Raw genomic sequence first — 22401 nt, forward strand, 5'->3', positions numbered from 1 at the left:
TACATTAATGCCATCAAAATCGATAACCACCTTGAAGCTTTAGATCAAATCCATTCTCACCTGTACCAATTTGAGTTTCTATAAATACACCATTATCTGGAAAATTGTGCCTGAGAATGACTCCATAGTTGTAGCCAGAAACTCGGCTGCTCAAACCAAGATTATTAACACTATAATTTTTTAAATAAATACCAGCAGAAATATTTTTTTTAACTCTGTGTAATCCTTGAAATTCAAAGAAAAATTCTTTACCCATCTCTAGGTTTGTCTTAAAATTCAAACCATGACTAGTACTAAATTCTCCATTGAAAAGACCTAAAAACTCTCCATTGCTATTATTCTCAATAAAAGCAATACCAGGAGCTAAGGAAAAACCAAAATTTCTTTCTTGATGCTGATATAAATAACTTAAGTAAGTAGAAAAAGGATTATTTTTATTAGAAGCACTATTCCAATCAACTCTCAAGTATGGTACGTGAGTGTTGATAGCTACAGGTCTTTTGACTGAATTTAACCGTATATCAGTTTTAATATAGTTGAGAAGTATATTAGTATAAATACCTAAAGTTGGTTCTTCTATTCCTAAATTATTATTGGAAACACCTGGTGCCGAGTTAGCATCTACATTAAACCACGTTCCTAAATTGGCACTATAGTTAAAATTTCCAGAAGAACCCGCTGCTAATAATTCAACTGTCGGTAAAGATAGATAACCGTTAAAGCTATTAAAACTAACACCTATTTTGTCAACTCTAGTGAGTTCCATATAATCGAATGCTAAATCAGCTGCTCGCACCTGGAGCGGTACTATCGTAGTATCTGCTGAATTAAATTTTTGTACAAATTGTTGTCCTTGGGGGTTTGTCAAAATTACTTCTACAGCAGAGGATTCGTTAATAGGTTTAATAGAAGTATCATTTAAAGGAATTGGGTTCCCAATGAAGGTCAAAGGCCCAAACTTTTCATTAGAAAGTCTGAGATCGGAAAAAAATGTATTGCCTTCATCTAAAATAGAAATATTTCTTTCAATAAACTGAACTGCTCGTTTATAGTTTCCTGTTCTTATTTGCAAAATGTTAGAGTGATTAGGAGTGACTTGACTGGGAAATGTATAAGTTCCAGATACCTGCTCTAACCCACTAGATGCATTGGCATAGGATAAAGTACGATTCAACCTGTTATTGATTTGTCTTCTTTGGTCAGCCGTAGCAGGTGTATTTAAAGGAGTAAAACCTTCTCCATTCTTAATTTTTTGTCTAGCTTCTTCTAAACCTTGTTGAATATTATCGATTTTAATAGCTTCAAAAACTCCACCTAATAGCAAACCTAATGTAGAGTTGACTGATTGAATAGTATCAATACTAGTATTGCTGAATTTAGCTGTTAGAGATAATCCTGGAGCAGAAAAAATATTAGAATAAGTAGCTTTAATTGCCACTGGGTCATATTGAATTAAGCTGCGATTATGAGGATGGCTAATATAAATTCTGTGCCAATCAGAAGTTTCTTGAGTTTGAGATAATGTCTCAAATACAGGTTCTCTTCTTCCTAAAGATAGCCACTGTAAAGAGTTAAGATAATGAAAATCTTTTTCGGGTTGAGAAAGAAAAGGATTGACTGCTACATTTAACAAATCAAAGTTATCAAATTTTCCAAGTTGAGCAACTTTAATACCTGGAAAGGAAGAGACAGGAGCAGTAAAACCAAAACCTTTTCCTGTCAAAATGTCTCCCCAGAAGATACCAGCAGCTTCTAGAGCATTCTTAGGAATAACCTCACCTACCTTGAGTTGAACATTTCCATCATCTAGTAAAGGTTGTATATTGGTCGTTGGAAAGCCTTGTAGAATTTTGGGAGCATTCGTAGCATCTAAAGCTTGAAATAAAGCTTGTCCACCGTCAACGCTCAAAGTAGAGCCACTACCAATAACTGGAATAGGATTTTTTAAAACTGTGACATTAGGATTGTTTACGTCAATCCCACTATTAATAATAACTCTGCCAGCCGGTATACCTTCAGGATTTATCAATTGTCCTGCTATTGAAATTACAGAAAAATTATCAGTATCAACTTCTCCAGCTAAACTTTGAAAATCTGTAGGTATGGCGAACAGAGTTTGCAATCCCCAAAATGCCTGCTGGGAGGTAACATTTTGAGTTATATAAGTATTAGTTTGTCTTCCTTGAGAGAGGATGCCGACTTGGGAGCCTTTAGTTTCAACTACTATTCTATTGCGATCGAGAACCCAGTAAAACTGGTCAGCCTTGGGAAATTTGGCATAAGTAAACTTATCAATAATCTGATTGTCTCCAGAAAATCTTACTCTTATATCTGTATCTATATAATTTTCATTTTCATTTGGCTTAAATAATTCTGTGGAAAAAGTAAGGTTATCTGTAGGGTTAACAATCCAAGGATACTTATTGGCACTAAATGTTAGGGCATCAAGAATTATTGTTTTTTGGATTGCTTGTGGTTGCTTTTTTGTTCGGCGTAGTTTTTCTATTAGTATTTGTTGCTGGGGTGTATATGGTTTTGATGGATTTGAATTTGATGGTTGAGTTGTATTTGGTTGGGGCTTTTCTTCATCTTCTTCAGGTAGCTTGGGAGGTTTGTCTTTGTATTCTTCAATTGGGATAACGTCAGCAATGGTTAATTTTCGTAACTGTTTTGGTTTATCTAAGTTAGAGTTAGATTTTCTTAAAGTCTGTTTCAACAGTTCTTGGCTTTGGAAGTTATTTATTTTTTGTTTAAAATTGATTAATGAATTGTGATGATTAGCGATTAAATCAATATTGTTTTGCCTGTTTATGCCTAGAGCGGTCGCAGATAATTTAATAAATATAATTTTGTATAAAATTGTTGAAGATAATAAGCAAACTCCAAGAAGTTTTACATTTTTTTTGAATTTAATTAGGGAGATATTGATGATTTTACGATTTGAATTTTTCAATGTTTTCAGAATAAAATTTTTGGCAATTCAAACTATTGAGCATTGGCTAATATCGAAAATTAATCATTATTTAATACTTAGTCTTTGAATTTATTATTGATTTATTTGATTCGATGGATTCAACAGTGTTTCAGTAAATATAGATAATCAAAAAAGTTTGATTTTTTATCCTGTCCGCAAATAATAAAATAGGATTAAGCAGATTTACTGCAACAAGAGTGTAATTCTTGAGTAAAAATTCAACCTCAGCAAAATCACCACAACTCAAAGATTGAGCTATTATTTAACCGTATAAATACGTAATTCAAGCCTATTCAATTAAAAAAAAATTGAGTAAAAATATACTTCAGGCTAATAGCTGCCGTCTGGGAATTTGATACATTACTGTCACTGGCGTATTAATACTGATATTTATTGATGAATTTATTTATACGCCGATAGTACACTGATTGAGCGAATTGAGGATACCCTTAACCATGTAGTGGAAATAATAGAGCGATATCTCACAATCAGCCGCTGTGCATCTATGCTGATATTTGAGTTAATTAATGCTAGACAGATAAATTTCGCATTAGTGTAGAAGCCAGTTTTCCTGAGAATACCGACACAGTAGAAGATGATCGCATTGACCTAAAATGGCTTAGTCGAATTAGTAAATTACTCTGGTCAATTCACTAAATCTCCTATGTCTAATAACTAAATCTAATCATACGACAGTAAATAATATCAGTCCTAAACTTGTCTACACTAGGATTAGTGCGATGTCTACGACGGGCTATGCCTACGCAATAAATTTGTGATGTAGACAGGCAGTGGCTGATAAAAGTTTGTTTAAAAAGTTGTATAAGTATATTCAAAATTCCTCTTCAAACCTCTCCCTGAAACGACCATTATCTTGTAGATAAAGGGACTGGGAGAGTTAGGTTTATAAGGCTTAGATGTTACAAAAAACACTTTTAAAACATCCTTTAAGAATCGTTTTTAACAGACTTTCTCGAACAGCTAAAGGTGAGCAAAGGATTAACAATTATTAAAAAATGTTAATCTATTCTTGAGAGAATCATGTTGCTGACTGGATCTCACATTTAGATTTATTAAAAAAAGTTAATGGAACCTAGACATATTGATACAGAAGTAACAAGGTTAGAAGCCCTCCGCCAGTATCAAATTCTTGACACCGAACCCGAAGAAGCTTACGACAATCTTGCTCAGTTAGCGGCATTTATTTGTGGCACTCCCATATCATTGGTAAATTTTATTGATGAAAACCGTCAATGGTTTAAGGCAAAAATAGGTTTAGATGTATCAGAAATGCCCCGGAATGTTGGATTATCTTATCTTTGCCAAGAGCAGCGTAATGTTGTGGTGATTTCTGATACCCTAGCTGATGAGAAGTTGGCAAGTAATCCGGTAGTAACTGGCTATCCATATATACGGTTTTATGCAGGTGTAGCCTTAATTACTCCGAAGGGAGATATGTTGGGAACTCTATGTGCAATTGACCAAGTTCCACGACAATTAAGCCAAAAACAAGTGGAGGCGTTGGTGGGTTTGAGTCGCCTGGTAATCGCCCAACTAGAACTCAGGCGTCATGTAATTGAGGTATCTAAAGTTACTGAAAAACTAGTGGCACACGAGCAAGCAGCCTGCGCCCAATCTGAAGCCACCAAAACCCGCATCACCAATCTTCTCGAAAGTATCACTGATGGTTTTTTTGCCCTGGATCAAAAGTGGCAATTTACTTATATTAATGGTCAAGCAGAACAGCTATTACAAAAAACTCGCAATGAGCTTTTGGGTAAAAACATCTGGGAGATGTTTCCAGAAATTATTGGCACAACATTTGATTGTGAATATCACAGGGCAATCTTAGAACAGGTTAGTGTCGAATTTGAGGAGTTCTATCTGCCACAGCAGCAGTGGCTTAAAGTTCATGCCTATCCGGCAAAAGACGGCTTGTCTGTTTATTTCCAAAACGTTACTGAACGACGAAAAACAGCAGAAGCACTACGAGAAAGTGAAGAACGTTGGCAATTAGCATTAAATGGTAATAATGATGGTATTTGGGATTGGAACCTCAAGACTAATGAAGTGTTCTTCTCAACTCGATGGAAGGAAATGCTCGGCTATAAAGACCACGAAGTTTCCAACCGTTGGGATGAATGGACAAAACGAATCCATCCCGATGAGCAAGATTGGGTACTTCAGGCTTTCCAAGACCACTTTGCCACGAAAACACCATTTTACGTCTGCGAATATCGAGTCCAGTGCCAAGATGGCAGCTATAAATGGATTCTAGATCGAGGACAGGCACTTTGGGACACATTGGGTGATATAGTGCGGATGGTTGGTTCTTATACTGATATCACAGATCGCAAACGGGCAGATGAAGAATTAAAGCGGCAAAATCTGCGATCGCAACTATTTGCCGAAATCACCCTGAAAATTCGAGAATCTTTACAAATAGATGAAATTCTTAAAACCAGTGTCACAGAGGTACAAAAACTACTACAAGCTGACCGGGTGTTAATTTTTCGACTGGAAATTGACGGTTCCGGAACAGTGGTACAAGAGGCAGTACTGCCTGGTTGGCCGGTAATTCTCGGAGAAAATATTTTTGACTCCTGCTTTAAAGAGGAGTATATAGAAAGATATCGCCAGGGAAGAGTAAGTGTCATGGAAGATATTGAAGCTGCTCATATCCAACCATGCCATCGAAAATTTCTTCAGCAGTTTGCTGTCAGGGCTAATCTCGTAGTGCCGATTCTTGTCAGGGACGGTATTTGGGGCTTATTGCTAGCTCATCAGTGTGCCGCACCTCGACAGTGGAATCAGTTTGAAACAGATTTGTTACAGCAATTAGCTAACCAAATTGGGATTGCTTTATCTCAAGCGCAACTATTAGAAAAAGAAACCCAGCAAAGTCAGGAACTTACTCGTTCTAATGCAGAATTAGAACAGTTTGCCTACGTGGCTTCCCATGATTTGCAAGAGCCATTGCGGATGGTAACTAGTTATTTACAGCTGCTGGAGCGGAGATACAAAAACAAACTCGATGCCAATGCGGATCAGTTTATCACTTACGCAGTAAATGGGGCCAGCCGAATGCAAACCCTAATCAACGATCTATTGAACTATTCCCGTGTCAGCACCCGTGGACAGCCTTTTGTACCAGTTGATTGTAGTGCCGTCTTAGAGCAGGTGCTTGCTAATCTCCAACTAGCGATCGCGGATAGTAAAGCAGTTGTCACTCATGACACTCTACCTCAAATAATGGCTGATGCTACCCAACTGACACAAGTATTTCAAAACCTAATCGCCAACGCGATTAAATTTTGCCAGAATCAGCAGCCACGAATTCACATCGGAGTAGCCAGGGGAGATACAAATATAAATGGGGAAAGTTTAAATGTTATCCCGTCGGCAGATGAATGGTTATTTTGGGTGCGCGATAATGCGATTGGTTTGGAATCCCAGTATGCAGAACGAATTTTTATAATTTTTCAGCGCTTGCATGGTAGAGGCAAGTATCCAGGTACTGGAATTGGTCTGGCAATTTGTAAGAAAATTATAGAACGCCACGGCGGCCAGATCTGGGTTGAGTCAAAACCGGGTCAAGGCTCGACTTTCTACTTCACAATTCCAGATAGAGCTCTTAAGCAATCGTCAACACTATAACAGCGATTATGCCTATTGAGGTTTTGTTGGTAGAGGACAATCCTGGCGATGCCCAACTCACACGCATCGCCCTGGAAGATAGCAAAATCTCGATTCACCTGAATGTGGTCGAAGATGGTGTAGAGGCAATGGCATTCTTGCGAAAACAGGAAAAATATGTCAAAGCAGCCCATCCAGATATTGTGTTGCTCGATTTCAACCTGCCCAGAAAAGATGGGCGAGAAGTACTGGCAGAAATTAAAGCAGATGAAAACCTCAAAAGAATTCCTGTAGTCGTCCTCACGACTTCCCAAGCTCAAGAAGACATCCTCAAAGCTTATAATTTATCTGCAAACTGTTACATAACTAAGCCAGTAGATTTCGATCAATTCGTTAAAATTGTCCAATCAATAGAAAATTTTTGGTTTGCGATCGTAAAACTGCCACCGGAGTAATGGAAATGGCAGGTGAAAATATTAAAGTTTTGTTAGTAGAAGATAACCCTGGTGATGTCTTTTTATTACAAGAGTTTTTAAAGGAAGTTACCACAATTGTAGTTGATTTGATGCCCGTTGAGCGGCTTTCGGAAGCACTCAAGTACCTAGCAAAGGAAATTTTTGATGTAATTCTGTTAGACCTCTCGCTGCCAGATAGCCAGGGACTGGAAACCTTTGTCATCGCTCATGATCAGGCAAAAGCAACTCCGATAATTGTGCTCACGGGTATAGACGATGAAACCCTGGCAACTAGGGCAATGCAACAAGGAGCGCAGGATTATTTGGTGAAAGGGCAAGTAACTGGCGACTTGCTGGTGCGCTCAATGCGTTATGCGATCGAACGTCAACGGGCAGACAACGCACTGCGGCAGAGTGAGGAGCGATTTCGGGTTGCCCTAAAAAACTCTCCAATCTTTGTCTACAACCAGGATAGAGATTTACGGTACACCTGGGTTTATAATCCCTCTTATGGATTGACAGTTGAGGAAATATTGGGCAAACAAGACTTAGATATCATCCCAGTTGAAGATGCTCAACGTCTGATCACAATTAAACGTGGAGTATTGAGCACAGGTATAGGAACGCGAGAAGAAGTATCAATTACCATCAAAGATACAATCCGATATTACGATTTAACTGTCGAGCCATTGCGGAATGAAACCCAAGAAATTGTTGGGGTGACATGCGCCAGTATAGATATTAGCGATCGCCAAGCTGCGCTACGCGATCGCAAATTGGCAGAAGAAAAAATTCGCGAACAAGCAGCATTGCTAGATGTCACCACAGATGCCATTTGCGTCCGAGATTTAAACAATCAAATTATTTTCTGGAATCAAGGCGCAGAAACACTTTACGGCTGGCAAGCTAAAGAGGCTTGGGGTAAAAATGCTAGCGAACTTTTGTATGACGAACCTTCACCGGAAATTGAAGCGGCTCTATTGCAAGCTATTAGTAAAGGTAAATGGCAGGGTGAGTTAACAAAACTTACTAAAATGAACAAAGAAGTCCTTGTGGCTAGTCGCTGGAGTCTGGTTTGCGATGAACAAGGAAAACCCAAATCAATTCTCACCGTTGACACAGATATTACCGAGAAAAAGCACTTAGAAGCCCAATTATTTCGCGCTCAACGCCTGGAAAGTATTGGCACTTTAGCTAGTGGTATTGCTCACGATCTCAACAACATCCTGACACCGATTTTGGCAGGAGCGCAACTGCTACCACTGAAATTTCCCGATGCAGATGAGCGGACTCGTCATCTACTAGAAATTTTAGAAATTAACGCTAGACGCGGTGCTGATTTAGTCAAACAGGTGCTGTCTTTTGCGCGGGGTGTAGAAGGGAAGCGCATCACTTTGCAACTCAGACATATAATTGTGGAAATTGCCAAGATTCTTAAAGAGACATTTCCCAAATCGATAGAAATCAGCACTGATGTACCGCAGAATTTGTGGATGGTTTCTGGAGATAGTACTCAACTGCATCAAGTGCTGATGAACCTCTGCGTTAACGCCCGCGATGCTATGTCCAATAGCGGTACTTTGAGTATCTCTGCCGAAAATATATTGATTGACGCAAATTATGCCCGCATGAACCTAGAAGCCAAAGAGGGGCCTTACATAGTGATTACTGTCTCCGATACTGGAATTGGGATTCCTAAAGAAATGCTAGATAGAATTTTCGAGCCATTCTTTACTACAAAAGATGTTGGACAAGGCACTGGTTTAGGACTTTCCACAGTATTGGGGATCGTTAAAAGTCACGGAGGTTTTGTGAACGTGTATAGTGAACCGGAAAGTAGCACTAGCTTTAAGGTTTACTTGCCAGCAGTGGGGGGAATAGAAACACTCAGCCCCGAAAATTTGCTACCACAGACAGGACATGGAGAATTGATTTTGGTTGTGGATGATGAAGCCGCCATTCAAGAGATTACGATAACATCATTAGAAGCTCACAACTACAAAATTTTAGTTGCCAGTGATGGCATTGAGGCGATCGCGCTATATGCTCAAAATAGAGACAAAATTAGTGCCGTCCTCATGGATATTATGCTGCCCTCACTGGATGGTTTAACAGCCATGCGTACCTTGCAAAAAATCAACCCCCAAGTCAAAATTATTGCCAGCAGTGGACTTATGTCTGACAATAAGCTCAGTGCAATAGCAGCTATTGGTGTCAATACATTTTTGTCGAAGCCCTATACTGTCAACGAATTATTGCTTTCTTTACAGAAAGTACTATCAGGAGTCAAGTAATGACGTAAGTATACTGTTAGCTGTGAGTACAAAAAGCTGCTTTATTGATGTGGGTGCAAATTGCTTGGATTTGATATGATTGAGCATCCGTTAACACACTCTTTTTACCGATACTTACAGCTTGGCTAAATCAATATGCCTCGGTTTCTTAGGTTAATCATCAATATAGTAGTCTTAGGTGGATTGTTACTCATATCCCAGCAAGTTTGGGCGCAAGATTGGCGTCCGGTTCGCGGTGGCATCCCTTTCGGTATCAGTGGTATAGCTTTGATAGAGCAACAAAGCAATAGGCTCGATTTTCTGATTGTCCATGACAACAAACAAAAAAACCAAGGTCGTTTAGCAATTATTACCATTAAGGGTAAAAAGCAGCCTGAATATTTCCCCTTGAATTGGCCAAATAATACAGAATTGCCCATCGACTTAGAAGCTTTAACATCTGTTCCAGAGAAAACAAAATTTTCATTTATCGCTTTAACTAGTTTTGGAAAAGCTTATTACATCAGGTTAGATCCTGCCAATAAGACTATTTCAGTGCTGAAAGAATTCAATCTACCAGAAATTCTTCAAGGAAATAACTTTGAAGCATTTGGATTACAAAATATAGATGGTAAATTAGTTGCTATTTGGGGGCATCGAGGTGAAAGAGAACAACCAGCAACTATTTTTTGGGGAATATTTGACTTAGCTAAATATCAAATTACCCTCGCAGGTTCTGCCAATCTGAAAGTACCGTTTCCATCTGGAAATGTTCGCCATGTTTCAGATATTAAAGTAGACCCTGTAGGAATTGTATATATCACTTCAGCAAGTGATGCCGGAGATGATGGCCCATTTCAGTCAGCTGTGTATGTCGCTGGTTACTTGGGATTGCGTGGCAACAAAATTGTATGGCGGCAAAATTCTCAATTTGTTCCTCTCTACCGCTCTGATTATCACAAAATTGAAGCTATGGAACTTGTTCCCGGTGCAGAAGGTGGTGTAGTGGTTGGTACAGACGACGAGAATTTGGGTTCTTCTGTGTACATTGTGGGTGGAAGTAGCTGAACAGAGATCGGCAGAAGAAAGAAAGGACGATCAATCGCTTGTCCTGCTTTTACTGGTCTAGACCTGATAAAGGTTTAAAGGTACAGACCAGGACTAAGATTTAGGAGTAGCAGCTGGTAAGTGAGATTTAAACTGATACCAATTATTTGGAAATAATGATGAACCCCAAGACTTATAAAAAACTAGTTGTCAAACAGTTGAGCCGAGATTTTAGAAGCGCTGTCGATATTGTTGAAGCTGATTTTCCTACACCTGCTGCCAATGAGATTGTCGTGCGTAATTTGTTTGCTGGAGTAAATGCTTCGGATATCAATATTGCTGCTGGGGTGTATTTTGTAAATACACCACCATTCGATGTAGGAGTTGAAGCTGCATCTGTTGTAGTTGCTCTTGGTAACAATGTACGACATCTGAACATAGGCGATCGTGTTATTACTTTTCAAATAGGAGGTGGATACCGGGAGTATTTTGCAATTGATGCTACTCAAGTTATTCCAATTAAAGAAGCGACTCCAGAAATACTGACTGTTGTGGCTAGCGGTATGACTGCTGCAATTGGTTTAGAAGTTGTTGGAGAAATCAAAAGCAGTGATGTGGTATTGGTAACAGCCGCAGCGGGTAGCACGGGTAGTTATGCTGTCCAACTCGCCTTGCTTGCAGGTGCTCATGTGATTGGAACATGCCGATCGCAAGCAAAAGTTGAATTTCTCAAGCAGCTTGGCTGTCATCGAGCGATTAATTACTCTCAAGAAAATCTTGATGAAGTTCTCAAAAAAGAATATCCCCAAGGCATTGACTTAGTTTATGAATGCGTTGGGAGTGAGTTGTTTGATATATGTGTTGATAACCTAGCACGGCGCGGTAGATTAGTTATCGTCGGATATATTTCTGAATACTTATCATCAGAACTAGAGTTGGTAAACCGTCCGAGAATATACAATAAATTATTATGGAAATCAGCCTCACTACGCGGCTTTCTATTTGTTGACTATTCAGAATATTTACAAGAGAAACAGTCTCGACTGATGGAATTATTATCGACAGGTAAAATTAAACCTGCTGTTGATTCAACAGAATTCAGAGGAATAGAGTCTATCGTTGACGCTGTGGAATACTTATATAGTGGTCAAAATTGCGGTAAAATTATTGTTCGTTTTTAACAACAATTATTAGCTTATACCACTCATAAAAACTAACAACTGACTAACGACATTAAAAAGCACTCCCCTTTTGGAGAGCGCCTTTGTTTTTATTTGACCTAATTAGTGATTGCAACTATATTTTGGGTAAAGCTTGTTTATTTGCGATCGCCAAGCAGTTTCCTTAAATATCAATATGCATATATCGAATACTTTGTCAATAGTTTTAGGGCGATCGCAACTTAGTGTAGGTTGGCCATTATCTTATTGATAACGACCACTGAATTAGTTACCCCTACACATTAAATCGGAACAACATTACATCCCCTTCCTGCACAACATACTCTTTCCCTTCACTGCGAACCAACCCTTTCTCCTTTGCAGCATTCATCGAACCAGTTGTTACCAAGTCTTTATAAGCGACTGTTTCGGCGCGAATAAATCCCCGCTCAAAATCACTGTGAATTACACCAGCAGCTTGAGGTGCAGACATTCCGGCATTAATTGTCCAAGCGCGGGTTTCTTTGGGGCCGCAGGTGAAATATGTCCGCAAGCCTAGAAGCATATAAGTTGCCCGAATCAATGATTTCAAACCGCCTTCTTCCACACCTAAAGACGCGAGGAAATCAGCTTTATCTGACTCTGGTAATTCCACTAATTCAGCTTCAACTTGAGCCGAAACTATCACAACTTGGGCATTTTCTGTAGCTGCAATTTGCCGCACTGTTTCCACAAAATCATTACCAGTTGCCAACTCATCTTCAGATACATTGGCGGCGTAGATAATCGGTTTATAAGTCAGCAGTTCCAGTCCCTTAATAATTACTGTTTCTTCTTCATTCAAGCTTACCTGACGCACCGATTTACCTTCATTTAAAGCCGCAGCTAATTTTTCTAAAACTGAGACTTCAAACTGTGCATCTTTGCTGGTACGAGCTTGTTTGCGAGTGCGGTCAATTCGCCGCTCAATTTGTGCTAAATCTGATAAACCCAGTTCTATATTAATGATTTCAATATCTCGTGCTGGATCAACAGAACCAGCAACGTGGATAATATCATCATTCTCAAAACAACGTACCACATGGATGATCGCATCAACTTCCCGGATGTGGGACAGGAATTGATTCCCTAGTCCCTCACCCTGACTTGCACCTTTAACTAAACCGGCAATATCCACAAATTCCACCCGCGCCGGGATGATTTGTGCCGAACTGGCAATTTTTGAGAGAACATTTAACCGTTCATCCGGTACTGCGACAACGCCGACATTCGGTTCAATCGTGCAAAAAGGGAAGTTAGCTGCTTCTGCTTTGGCATTAGCAACTACAGCATTAAATAAAGTAGATTTTCCGACGTTGGGAAGTCCGACAATTCCGGCTCTTAGCATTTTGGATTTTAGATTTGAGATTTTGGATTACATTACCAAGGTAATCTAAACAGGTTCCGGTATGGTTTGGGGAATTGTCCCTGGAACTGTTTGAGGAATGGGAGCAGGTACTGGTTCTGGTACAGGCCCCGGTAAGGGTTGGGGTATCGCTGGTCCCGGTACAGGTTCGGGACTCGGTAGCGGATTTGGCTCAGGATTGGGGCTAGGTAGCGGACTCGGACCAGGAGTAGGAATTTGTGGTTCGGGTATAGAAATCGCAGTGGGATTAATCATGGGAAGTCTAAATTAAATTATTCAACCTTCCCACGCTAGATGACAACCTCATCTGTTGACATCTCCCCAAATAGCTATACCCACGAACACTTCCTTTAATAAATTACCGCTCTTGTCATTCTCTGCGTCCCTCTGCACTTCCCTCCGCGCCCCTACCCTGCGGGAAGGCGAAGCGCCTATGCGTTTAAACTCCAACCTCAATTCGCTACCATTTGCACAAAACTACTCCTCCTTTACCTTTTCTACCACCTCTGGCACTGGATCGTAACCACCTGGATGAAACGGATGACAGCGTAAAATCCGCCGAGTTGCCATCCAGCTACCACGCAATACTCCAAATCGTTCAATAGCTTCAATAGCATACATCGAACAAGTTGGTTGAAAGCGACAAGTCGGCAGAAACAACGGCGAGATAAACATTCGGTAGCCCCGAATCAGCCAAATAAATAATAATTTCATTGCAGCTACCCAAATCTTATAAATTAGTAACAGGGGTAAAAATTCTCATTTTGTTGCATCTTTGCTAATTACATTTTCTGACTTCACCTCAATTCCAGTTTTCTGGCTGCAAATTGCGTTGGCTGCAATTTGGGTGTTACTCATCCTCCTGATTGCATGGGTGGTAAACCGCTTTGCCGACAAGCCAGAAATCGTGCGGAAGATAGTTCATATTGGCACTGGTAATGTGATTTTAATCGCCTGGTGGCTAGATATTCCCGCCAGTGTAGGGATTACAGCTTCTATTTTAGCGAGTGCAATCACCTTATTATCCTACCGATTGCCCATTCTTCCTGGTATTAATAGCGTTGGACGCCAAAGTTTAGGGACTTTTTTTTACTCTGTCAGTTTCGGTATTTTAGTTGCCTGGTTCTGGTACTTGCAACAACCCCAGTACGCAGCACTCGGAATTTTAGTAATGACTTGGGGAGATGGATTAGCAGCCTTAATTGGGCAACGCTTTGGTACACACAAGTATAAAGTTTTTGGGACAGAAAAAAGTTGGGAAGGCTCCCTAACTATGATGCTCGTTAGCTATGTCGTCAGTAGTTTGATTCTAGTTGGAACTCAAGGAAACAGTTGGCAAATTTGGGTGATATCGCTGATAGTGGCAGTTATAGCTACTGCTTTAGAGGCTGTTTCATTTTTGGGTATTGACAATTTGACAGTTCCTTTGGGTAGTGCAGCCCTTGCCTTCTTTTTAAGTCAGTTAGTTTTGAATTAGTAATTGCCTTGAGTACTATTCCTAATTGAGCAAACAAGAGATAGTGCTAAAAATTCATCCTTAGTTAATAAATAGCCTGCAACGTTTCGGGGTTGAGTAAATCGGACTATATCTCATTAGCACTATATTTGAGATTAGAAAACAAATTGGATGTTAAATTATGGCTTGGGAAATTACCACTGAAGAGTTGTTGAAAAAGTACACTTCTGGTAAGCGAAACTTCGCTGGGGCTGTGGTAATTAGAGAAAGAGGATATGGGCGCAACTATATTGACCTAGAAGGTGCTGTCTTGCGGGATATTAACTTGCGTGGAGCCGATTTTAGTTTCGCTGATTTGAGTGGAGCCGATCTGAGTGGAGCCGATCTCTTTGGTGCTTCTCTGATAGAAGCCCGGTTGGATTGTGCGATTATCAGGGATGCTAACTTGGAATGTGTTAATTTGTTTAGGTGTTATTTGATTGGTGCTGATTTGGTTGGAAGTCACTTGTATCATGCTAATGCCATCGGTGCTATTTTCCGTGAAGCTAGATTTTTGTATGGTGGTGAGCATAACGTTTTCATTCGTGCTGATTTCCGAGGTGCTTTTATTGCCCACGACGCTATCTGTAGAGCCATGAATGTAATTTGGGATACTACTATGCCTGATGGCACTATTCAAAGTGGCCCTTACTTTGGAGAGTGGAAATCTATCAGCAAGTAAGGGAGCAGGTTCAATGATAGGCTTGATAGCATTGAGTTTTTCTATAATCCCCTCAATAGATTCTCCTTCACTTTTTTCCTGAACTTCCGTAGGAATATTAGCGAAGAAATCATAATCTATACAAAAAAAGTGGTATATAGTAAATTTTTCGTATCGGCTCAATCAACAAAAAATAAATCTTTTTGATTATATTCAATACCACCCATTACGTGAAAATTGAGCCGAGTTTATTACCGCGATCGCTCCAAAATCCAATCGAGTAAAATCGGATTGACTAACTCCGGCGCTTCATCCTGCGGACAATGCCCCACTCCTTCTAAAGGAATAAACTTTTCTACTTGCGGAAAGTTAGCTAATTCTCTCCCTAATTTAATTGGTTCCCACGGATCGGCCGTTCCCCACAAGATAATCGCCGGACAGCGTAACAGTGGCAAAAGGTCTTCTGGTAATGGCCCTGTAGAATAAGAAGTAAAAGCCAGAAACACAGCCCCAGCCCCCACATCACTTGCTGGTGAAGTGAGAATATCTACCAACTCATCTGTCACCATCTCAGCATTCGAGTATGCTTGCAGCAGAATTTTTCGCACTGTTTTCGGTTTGGCGAGTTGATTGAAAAAGAAATCGCCAACTGGTTTAATAGATAGCACCCGTTGCAGTAGAGGCGCTCCGTAACGACGAGATAAAGGTAAAGTTACCCGTTTGCGATCGTGCAACAACCGTAAAGAACAGTTGAGTAATGCAACTCCCAAGGCAATATCTGGGTTGCTTACTGCTGCTTGCATGGCTACAATACAGCCAATGGAATTTCCGACTAAAAAAGCTGGCTCACCCACAACTTCACGGCAAAAATCTGCTACTTGCTGTCCCCAGGTTTCTAATGTGTAGGTAATTTTTTCACCAGGTTGAGGTTTTGCGGAAGCGCCAAAACCAATCAAATCGATCGCATAAACACGGCAATTTTCCGCTAATACGGGAATATTTTTTCGCCAGTGCCACCAAGAAGCACCAAATCCATGCACTAGGACAACAGCTGGCCCAGTAGTTCCTTGGGTTTGATAACAGATCGGAAAATCTTGCCAAATCCAGGTTCTTGTAGAGTTAAGTGCTGTTTTTGAACTTGAGGTTGTCATGGTAAATTTGGTGTAAACAATGCTAAAAGCTTTTCAGCAGTAAGGCACAAGTAAAATTGTTTTTAATTTGCAGAAAATTTATCAGATTTTCAAAATAAATTCTTTGCTCTAGTGATAGCCTATACATATACCACAAAAGCTTCTAGGCTGATAATACTAGCATTAAGCTGATAATTTTATCCAGTATAGATTTTCCTTTTGTTGATAGAGGTAACTTACTCACAACTGAGATTATGTCAGTATTAGAAATCATAACTTTTCTAATATGAGTAATATTTGGGCTATTTTTTAGATGTGAGTGAATTAGCATCAGTCCTAGATTCAGTAGTTTCACAATTTACGATCGCAAATTTGGTCTATAAGATTGGCGAATATGAGGCATCGGCTAAGGGGTGGTTTGCAACTGGAAACTGACGCTGAATTTAACAATATTTTTCTTGTTCCTAGTTCTGCGAGCCAGAAATTATGAATCTACTAGAAACAATTGATACTCCCGTTGGGAGCTACGCACCAGATTTTGAACTGCCAGGAATTGATGGTCAAGTACACCATCTCAGGCGTTATCTTGAAAAGTTCCGAGCAGTCGGCGTTATTTCCATGTGTAACCACTGCACTTATGTAGAGCGGTATTTAGGCAGGCTAAAAAACATTCAAGCCGAATTTGCCCTAAAAGGCTTCACACTAATTGGACTCAATGGTAGTAATGTTGACTACAACACTAAATCAAGCTTTGAAAATATGAAAGCTTTTGCCCGATGTCACCAGTTGAACTTCCCCTACCTGTGGGACTCAACCCAAGATGTGACCGGTAGTTTCGGCGCAACAAAAACACCAACGGCCTTTCTCATAGACACGAATGGTATAGTCCGTTACAAAGGTAAAATTGATAATCATCCCCAAGAGCCATTATCAGTGGGAGAGGATTATTTGAGAACTGCGATCGCTTCTCTGTTTAAAGGTGAAGAAATAGCCATACCACAAACAGAACCAGTCGGGACTACATTGATTTGGCGTAACTAGACATAGATAGTCCCTGTAACTGCTATCTTAAATTGGAGGCAATTGCAACTTTTTTGATAAAGCGTAACTTCATGGGAACGAATTACCGACGGGTTTTACTCAAACTGAGCGGTGAAGCCTTAATGGGCAACATGGGCTATGGCATTGATCCAGAAGTGGTCAAAGGAATAGCACAAGAATTAGCAGAGGTGATAGCCACTGGTACTCAAATCGCCATAGTTGTTGGCGGCGGCAATATTTTTCGTGGCGTCAAAGCCGCGTCGGCGGGGATGGACAGGGCAACCGCTGACTATATCGGGATGATTGCCACGGTAATGAACGCCATGACGCTGCAAGATTCGCTAGAACGCATAGGAGTACAGACGCGAGTGCAAACCGCGATCGCTATGCAAGAATTAGCAGAACCATATATTCGTCGTCGTGCCATCCGTCATCTTGAAAAAGGGCGGGTGGTAATTTTTGGTGCTGGTTCTGGAAATCCCTTTTTTACTACAGATACTACTGCGGCATTAAGAGCGGCAGAAATCGATGCTGAGGTGATTTTTAAAGCCACCAAAGTAGATGGGGTATATGATGCCGATCCTCATATTTATCCTGACGCCAAGCGTTACAATAGCTTAACCTACGCGCACGTTTTAACCCAAGATTTGCGGGTGATGGATAGTACTGCGATCGCCTTGTGTAAAGAAAATAATATCCCAATTCTGGTATTTGACCTAACGGTGCGAGGAAATATCCACCGAGCAGTCTTGGGAGAATCCATCGGCACCCTTGTGGGAGGTTCTTGTGAAATTAGCTGAAGCTGAAAGTACGATGCAAAAAACCGTTGAGGCAACTCAACGATCTTTTAACTCGATTCGCACTGGTCGCGCCAATGCGAGTCTATTAGATAAGGTATTGGTGGACTATTACGGTTCGCCTACTTCCTTGAAATCACTGGCAAATATTAGCACACCGGATGCTACGACGATCTTAATTCAACCCTACGAGCGCAACACCCTAAACATCGTTGAGAAAGCTATTTCCCTCTCAGATGTGGGTTTAACACCTAGTAACGACGGTTCTGTAATCCGGTTGAATATTCCCCCCTTAACCAGCGAACGCCGTAAAGAATTCGTCAAAATGGCATCCAAATATGCTGAAGAGGGTCGTGTTGCTATTCGCAACATTCGCCGTGATGCCATAGATGCCATTCGCAAACAGGAGAAAGCCTCTGAAATCTCCAAAGATGAATCAAAAGACCAACAAGACAACTTGCAAAAACTGACAAATGAGTATAATGCCAAAATAGACTCGCTGTTGGCAGAAAAAGAAAAAGACATCACGACTGTTTAAAGTCTCAAGTCTTAAGCATAAAGGCTGAAGGATAATGGATAAATTCTTCAGCCTTTATCATTTCTTAGGTATTTAACAAAAATTGATCGAGTATCTCAATAGAAAATAAACTAATTCTGGAGCAAAAATTCAATATGTACGACTGCATCATCGTCGGCGCTGGGCCAGCTGGTGGAACAGCTGCATATCATTTAGCCAAGCAAGGTCGCTCAGTATTAGTGTTGGAAAAAGAATCTCTGCCAAGATATAAACCTTGTGGTGGTGGTGTATCTCCAGCGATCGCTCAATGGTTTGACTTTGATTTTAGCCCAGTAATTTCTGTAAAAGCCGACTCTGTTCGCTTTACCTGGAAATTAGGCGACCCCGTAGAAGCAAAAATCGCCACCGAAGAACCAGTCTGGATGGTGCGACGAGATATATTTGACCATTTCTTAGTGCAGCAAGGACAAAAGCAAGGGGCTGAACTACGAGATAATACGGAAGTAACGAGTATTGAGTTTCAAGGTGACTATTGGCAAGTTAACACAGCTAATGGCCCAGTTACAGGTCGCTACTTAATCGCGGCTGATGGTGCCAAAGGGTCAATGGCAAAATGGCTAGGCTTTAAAGACCGTAAACGCCGTTTAGCAGGAGCTTTAGAAGCAGAAGTTGCTGCAAATGTCAAAGATAAATCTACAATTCACTTCGAGTTTGGCTTAGTGAAAAATGGCTACATTTGGAACTTTCCAAAAGCTGATGGTTATTCCATTGGTGTCGGTACATTTCTTGGCGGCGAACCCCAGGATTTTAAGAAAATTTTAGATGAGTACGCGCGATCGTTTAATGTAGATATCAAAACTGGTAAGCAATATGGCTATCCCCTTTGCTTGTGGGATGGCAACCAAAAGTTGCATACCCAAAATGCGGTTTTAGCTGGGGAAGCTGCTTGTGTAGTCGATCCGATGACAGCAGAAGGCATTCGTCCGTCAATTTTTAGTGGTTTGATTGCAGCAGGAGCCATTAATGAGGCTCTTTCGGGTGATACCAACGCTTTAGAAAAATATAGCGAAGCCATTAATGAACAATGGGGTACTGAGATGGCTTGGGCACAAAAATTAGGTGGAGCGTTCTATCGCTTTCCAGGCATCGGCTACAAAGTTGGTGTTAAGCGCCCCTCTGGTGCGAAAATCATGGGTAAGATTCTGTGTGGAGAACTTCGCTATGGCGACGTTGCCGGTCGTGCCCTCAAGCGTTTAATTCCTGGTTTTGGAGGTTAATTAAGACAAGTTGCTTAAGCAACTTGTTAAAGGTAGGCAAACTTCTGCCACAGTGTACTAGGCATTTCTCAATATGGCAATTTACTTGACAAAACGGCTATCTGTGTTCGCTAATATTCTTGCTCTTGTTCTCTTCATGCCGGGAATTGCCTTAGCTGCACCCCTTCAAATCAATACTACTTTTAGTGTTATTTTCGCCCAAACTACCAAAACTGCAAGCTACTCCACCTCGTCGGAGATTAACCTGACTCCTTTACAACGTCAAGAACTCCAGGCTGTGCGTCAGAGAAGAAACAAGGAAATTGAGGCAGTGTTAACCTCATCGCAACGTGCCCAACTTACTCACAATCTCCGGGCTGGTAATAATATCAATCAAGCGCTAGAAAAACTAAATTTGCAACCAGAGCAGCAAGATTTGGTAAAGGCGATCGTACAATTTACTAACTTGAAAATGAAAGCTCTTTCATCTAGACATTTGCTGACAATAAAAGAGAAATAAAGGTTTGATTTGTAAAACTTATGGAAACATTTGACTAATCTATACTTCAATTTCTGGAAAGGCAATCAAGAATAACGTTGCATCCTCCTGCAAAATAAATTCAAGATTGTAACCTTCCAAACCTGGTTCGCGGAAAACATAAACCTGACGCTGATTCACATCCAAAATCCACTAGTCAGCAATTCCTGCTGTAGCATATACAGCATTTACGATGCTTGCGGCGGGCTACGCCTACGCACCTGCGAAATGTGGGTTGAATAGTCAAAACCATTAACCAATCCAAAAACCTCTCAGAGGTGGCTACAGAGTCGATGCTAGGTTATTACTAGCTATCAAAATGTAAGAGGATAGCAAAGTGTCACTAGGGGGCAAATAAAGACAAATCCCTCAATAGTTGCCTAGAGAGGGATTTTGGGGTGGGTGTGGCGTTGATTTTTTGACTGCTAGTTTAAATTACTTGCTTTCTCAACTGCTTCCTTTAACTCTTCAAAGGTAATACTACCGTCTTTGTCTGAATCATACTGTATTAGTAACTCCTGGGGACTAGTGGTATTTGTTTCTGATGAGATGATTGCACTTAAGCCAGGACTTAAAAAAAGATCATTAATGGAGATTTTGCCGTCTTGATCGCCATCTAAGCTATTAAAAAGAGATTGAAGCTCTTGCTCGGTTGTCATAAGTTTCTATCTGAATTGATTTTTCAATTTAATATCTCAAAATCTTGACAAAGATGCAAGGACAGTTAAGGAAAATTTAATGAAATTTTTATAATTGGCAATTTTTTTATAAGAGACTCGACCGCCCACTATAGATTTTTCAACCCACTGTGTATACAGTAAAATACACTACTAAAAACTGTCAAGTATTAAGCAAAAAAAATTACAGTTATGTGTGGGATGTCGGGAAAAGGGAGTATTATGGCCCGTGATAGAGTGTGGCAACAAGATTTTATCGATATCTGGCTCAGGTTCGGAGTATTGGCTCAACTGAATGGGATTTTGCACCCGAACTAAGGCAACTTCTACTAGCGATCGCTTGAGATAATCAGATGCACACATTGTTGTCACTGCATGAAGGGGATTTTGACAGGACTGTGCCAAAACGGGTTTATTGTACGCTTAGGAATTACACTAATTATTAAAACCCTTGCCATACAGTAGTTTCAGCTTCACTAAAAGTGGGATTTTTTCCTTCTCAAAGGACGCAAATTATCAATATTACTTACTGACTTAAGATTCCAAATATAATCGGCACTCAAGTTGATATGTTCCCACCCCATTGGTGATAAATGTTGCAAGTATTCAACCGGGATAATTACACCCTCAGACACTTGAAGCCTTGTTGGTTGATGCTGTGAGTGCCAGGTCAAAAATCAAGATTAAATGCCTTAATTGCTGACGATATTCTGCAACACTGGAAGATGATTTTTTCAAACCGTGTGTACAGCCAATCAGTAAGCTCGCAAAATTAGATGGCTGAAAACTCCCACGACTCAATTCAATCTCTCCCCTTTCGTCGGCTTGACGAATTGCCTCTGTAAGTAATTCCTCAAACCGTTTAGAGGAGGAAAGAAAAATATCTGCCGCGATCGCATTCTTCAGATCGATTAGCTCGCTCCCATGTGGCGAATCGCAAACTAGCTCAAATAGCTCTAGATCCTTCCCTTCAAACGCCGTATTTAGACGCTCCCTAAATCCGATTTCAGACTGGAGTGCCGTTTGGGCACGGACGAGCGCATTGCCATGCAAATCTTCGCACAGCGTTCTAAAAATGTCTTCCTTATTTTGAAATAACAAGTAGAGTGCTGCACGGGAAATACCTGCAATCTTAGCAATATCATCCATTGCGGTGCGCTTGAAGCCATACCGCCCAAAACATTCTAAAGCTGCTTTAAGGATGCGATCGCGCTTTGTGGGCAGCGCTGATGCAGAGCCGATGCTATCACCTTTAGCGGGGCTTTGCCCATCGTGCTTTGAATCTGGCTGAATTCTCATATTTGACATGCTGACATATTGCAGTTAATATGTCAATTAA

At 40.5% G+C, this 22401-nt stretch carries 19 protein-coding genes; 12 read left to right on the forward strand and 7 right to left on the reverse strand.

From position 1 onward, the window contains the following. Positions 1–13: 13 nt before the first annotated feature. The gene (locus NLP_RS07550) at positions 14–2953 is read right to left on the reverse strand and encodes a hypothetical protein (protein WP_234017244.1); all 2940 of its coding nucleotides are present in this window, start codon (positions 2951–2953) and stop codon (positions 14–16) included. A 1107-nt stretch (positions 2954–4060) separates the two neighbouring features. Between NLP_RS07550 and NLP_RS07555 the strand changes: the two genes are divergently transcribed. The 5 genes from NLP_RS07555 (at position 4061) to NLP_RS07575 (ending at position 11566) form a co-directional block, all read left to right on the forward strand. After that, positions 4061–6631 carry a GAF domain-containing protein gene (locus NLP_RS07555; RefSeq protein ID WP_104905858.1) on the forward strand — a complete coding sequence of 857 codons (2571 nt, stop codon included), beginning with the start codon at positions 4061–4063 and terminating at the stop codon, positions 6629–6631. Between the two features lie 8 nt (positions 6632–6639). Continuing rightward, a complete protein-coding gene (locus tag NLP_RS07560) occupies positions 6640–7065 on the forward strand; it encodes a response regulator (protein WP_104905859.1) in 426 nt (141 codons plus the stop codon). A 5-nt stretch (positions 7066–7070) separates the two neighbouring features. Continuing rightward, entirely contained in the window at positions 7071–9359 is a 2289-nt protein-coding gene (locus NLP_RS07565) for a hybrid sensor histidine kinase/response regulator (RefSeq protein ID WP_104909805.1), read from the forward strand. A gap of 135 nt (positions 9360–9494) precedes the next feature. After that, the gene (locus NLP_RS07570) at positions 9495–10406 is read left to right on the forward strand and encodes a hypothetical protein (RefSeq protein WP_104905860.1); all 912 of its coding nucleotides are present in this window, start codon (positions 9495–9497) and stop codon (positions 10404–10406) included. Positions 10407–10561: 155 nt separating this feature from the next. After that, positions 10562–11566, forward strand: coding sequence for a zinc-binding dehydrogenase (locus NLP_RS07575; protein ID WP_325034726.1), 1005 nt, complete (start codon positions 10562–10564; stop codon positions 11564–11566). A gap of 274 nt (positions 11567–11840) precedes the next feature. Here NLP_RS07575 and ychF read toward each other — a convergent pair whose 3' ends face one another. The 3 genes from ychF to yidD all read right to left on the reverse strand — a co-directional run bounded on the left by ychF (position 11841) and on the right by yidD (position 13664). After that, positions 11841–12932, reverse strand: a complete 1092-nt coding sequence (gene ychF, locus NLP_RS07580) for a redox-regulated ATPase YchF (RefSeq protein ID WP_104905862.1) — start codon at positions 12930–12932, stop codon at positions 11841–11843. A 45-nt stretch (positions 12933–12977) separates the two neighbouring features. Beyond that, positions 12978–13205, reverse strand: a complete 228-nt coding sequence (locus NLP_RS07585) for a hypothetical protein (RefSeq protein WP_104905863.1) — start codon at positions 13203–13205, stop codon at positions 12978–12980. A gap of 222 nt (positions 13206–13427) precedes the next feature. After that, the gene (yidD, locus tag NLP_RS07590) at positions 13428–13664 is read right to left on the reverse strand and encodes a membrane protein insertion efficiency factor YidD (RefSeq protein WP_012412579.1); all 237 of its coding nucleotides are present in this window, start codon (positions 13662–13664) and stop codon (positions 13428–13430) included. 61 nt (positions 13665–13725) lie between these two features. Between yidD and NLP_RS07595 the strand changes: the two genes are divergently transcribed. Together NLP_RS07595 and NLP_RS07600 are read left to right on the forward strand one after the other, a co-directional pair. Further along, positions 13726–14427, forward strand: coding sequence for a diacylglycerol/polyprenol kinase family protein (locus NLP_RS07595; protein WP_104905864.1), 702 nt, complete (start codon positions 13726–13728; stop codon positions 14425–14427). 160 nt (positions 14428–14587) lie between these two features. After that, the gene (locus NLP_RS07600) at positions 14588–15127 is read left to right on the forward strand and encodes a pentapeptide repeat-containing protein (RefSeq protein WP_104905865.1); all 540 of its coding nucleotides are present in this window, start codon (positions 14588–14590) and stop codon (positions 15125–15127) included. Positions 15128–15357: 230 nt separating this feature from the next. Here the strand turns inward: NLP_RS07600 and NLP_RS07605 are convergent, their stop codons facing one another. Beyond that, a complete protein-coding gene (locus tag NLP_RS07605; RefSeq protein WP_104905866.1) occupies positions 15358–16257 on the reverse strand; it encodes an alpha/beta fold hydrolase in 900 nt (299 codons plus the stop codon). A 465-nt stretch (positions 16258–16722) separates the two neighbouring features. Here NLP_RS07605 and NLP_RS07610 point away from each other — a divergent pair, with 465 nt between their 5' ends. The 5 genes from NLP_RS07610 (at position 16723) to NLP_RS07630 (ending at position 20367) form a co-directional block, all read left to right on the forward strand. Next, complete coding sequence (locus tag NLP_RS07610) at positions 16723–17277, forward strand: thioredoxin family protein (RefSeq protein WP_104905867.1); 555 nt, start codon at positions 16723–16725, stop codon at positions 17275–17277. Between the two features lie 71 nt (positions 17278–17348). Continuing rightward, on the forward strand, positions 17349–18077 hold the full coding sequence (gene pyrH / locus NLP_RS07615; protein WP_104905868.1) for a UMP kinase: 729 nt from the start codon (positions 17349–17351) through the stop codon (positions 18075–18077). Continuing rightward, entirely contained in the window at positions 18064–18612 is a 549-nt protein-coding gene (gene frr, locus NLP_RS07620; protein ID WP_104905869.1) for a ribosome recycling factor, read from the forward strand. Before pyrH ends, frr begins: the two co-directional genes overlap by 14 nt. Before the next feature lie 134 nt (positions 18613–18746). Further along, complete coding sequence (locus NLP_RS07625; protein ID WP_104905870.1) at positions 18747–19868, forward strand: geranylgeranyl reductase family protein; 1122 nt, start codon at positions 18747–18749, stop codon at positions 19866–19868. 73 nt (positions 19869–19941) lie between these two features. Continuing rightward, entirely contained in the window at positions 19942–20367 is a 426-nt protein-coding gene (locus tag NLP_RS07630) for a hypothetical protein (protein ID WP_104905871.1), read from the forward strand. 443 nt (positions 20368–20810) lie between these two features. Here the strand turns inward: NLP_RS07630 and NLP_RS07635 are convergent, their stop codons facing one another. Both NLP_RS07635 and NLP_RS07645 read right to left on the reverse strand, forming a co-directional pair. Further along, a complete protein-coding gene (locus NLP_RS07635; RefSeq protein ID WP_104905872.1) occupies positions 20811–21044 on the reverse strand; it encodes an EF-hand domain-containing protein in 234 nt (77 codons plus the stop codon). A gap of 645 nt (positions 21045–21689) precedes the next feature. Continuing rightward, positions 21690–22370, reverse strand: coding sequence for a TetR/AcrR family transcriptional regulator (locus tag NLP_RS07645; RefSeq protein WP_104905874.1), 681 nt, complete (start codon positions 22368–22370; stop codon positions 21690–21692). Between the last annotated feature and the right edge of the window lie 31 nt (positions 22371–22401).

The sequence above is a fragment of the Nostoc sp. 'Lobaria pulmonaria (5183) cyanobiont' genome (assembly GCF_002949795.1).
GTDB lineage: Bacteria > Cyanobacteriota > Cyanobacteriia > Cyanobacteriales > Nostocaceae > Nostoc.

Bases quoted from the DNA above. Each gene is read 5' to 3' on its own strand.
- NLP_RS07555 (WP_104905858.1), top strand. From the start codon at position 4,061: ATGGAACCTAGACATATTGATACAGAAGTAACAAGGTTAGAAGCCCTC.
- NLP_RS07560 (WP_104905859.1), top strand. From the start codon at position 6,640: ATGCCTATTGAGGTTTTGTTGGTAGAGGACAATCCTGGCGATGCCCAA.
- NLP_RS07565 (WP_104909805.1), top strand. From the start codon at position 7,071: ATGGCAGGTGAAAATATTAAAGTTTTGTTAGTAGAAGATAACCCTGGT.
- NLP_RS07570 (WP_104905860.1), top strand. From the start codon at position 9,495: ATGCCTCGGTTTCTTAGGTTAATCATCAATATAGTAGTCTTAGGTGGA.
- NLP_RS07575 (WP_325034726.1), top strand. From the start codon at position 10,562: ATGATGAACCCCAAGACTTATAAAAAACTAGTTGTCAAACAGTTGAGC.
- ychF (WP_104905862.1), bottom strand. From the start codon at position 12,932: ATGCTAAGAGCCGGAATTGTCGGACTTCCCAACGTCGGAAAATCTACT.
- NLP_RS07585 (WP_104905863.1), bottom strand. From the start codon at position 13,205: ATGATTAATCCCACTGCGATTTCTATACCCGAACCACAAATTCCTACT.
- yidD (WP_012412579.1), bottom strand. From the start codon at position 13,664: ATGAAATTATTATTTATTTGGCTGATTCGGGGCTACCGAATGTTTATC.
- NLP_RS07600 (WP_104905865.1), top strand. From the start codon at position 14,588: ATGGCTTGGGAAATTACCACTGAAGAGTTGTTGAAAAAGTACACTTCT.
- NLP_RS07605 (WP_104905866.1), bottom strand. From the start codon at position 16,257: ATGACAACCTCAAGTTCAAAAACAGCACTTAACTCTACAAGAACCTGG.
- NLP_RS07610 (WP_104905867.1), top strand. From the start codon at position 16,723: ATGAATCTACTAGAAACAATTGATACTCCCGTTGGGAGCTACGCACCA.
- pyrH (WP_104905868.1), top strand. From the start codon at position 17,349: ATGGGAACGAATTACCGACGGGTTTTACTCAAACTGAGCGGTGAAGCC.
- NLP_RS07625 (WP_104905870.1), top strand. From the start codon at position 18,747: ATGTACGACTGCATCATCGTCGGCGCTGGGCCAGCTGGTGGAACAGCT.
- NLP_RS07630 (WP_104905871.1), top strand. From the start codon at position 19,942: ATGGCAATTTACTTGACAAAACGGCTATCTGTGTTCGCTAATATTCTT.
- NLP_RS07635 (WP_104905872.1), bottom strand. From the start codon at position 21,044: ATGACAACCGAGCAAGAGCTTCAATCTCTTTTTAATAGCTTAGATGGC.
- NLP_RS07645 (WP_104905874.1), bottom strand. From the start codon at position 22,370: ATGTCAAATATGAGAATTCAGCCAGATTCAAAGCACGATGGGCAAAGC.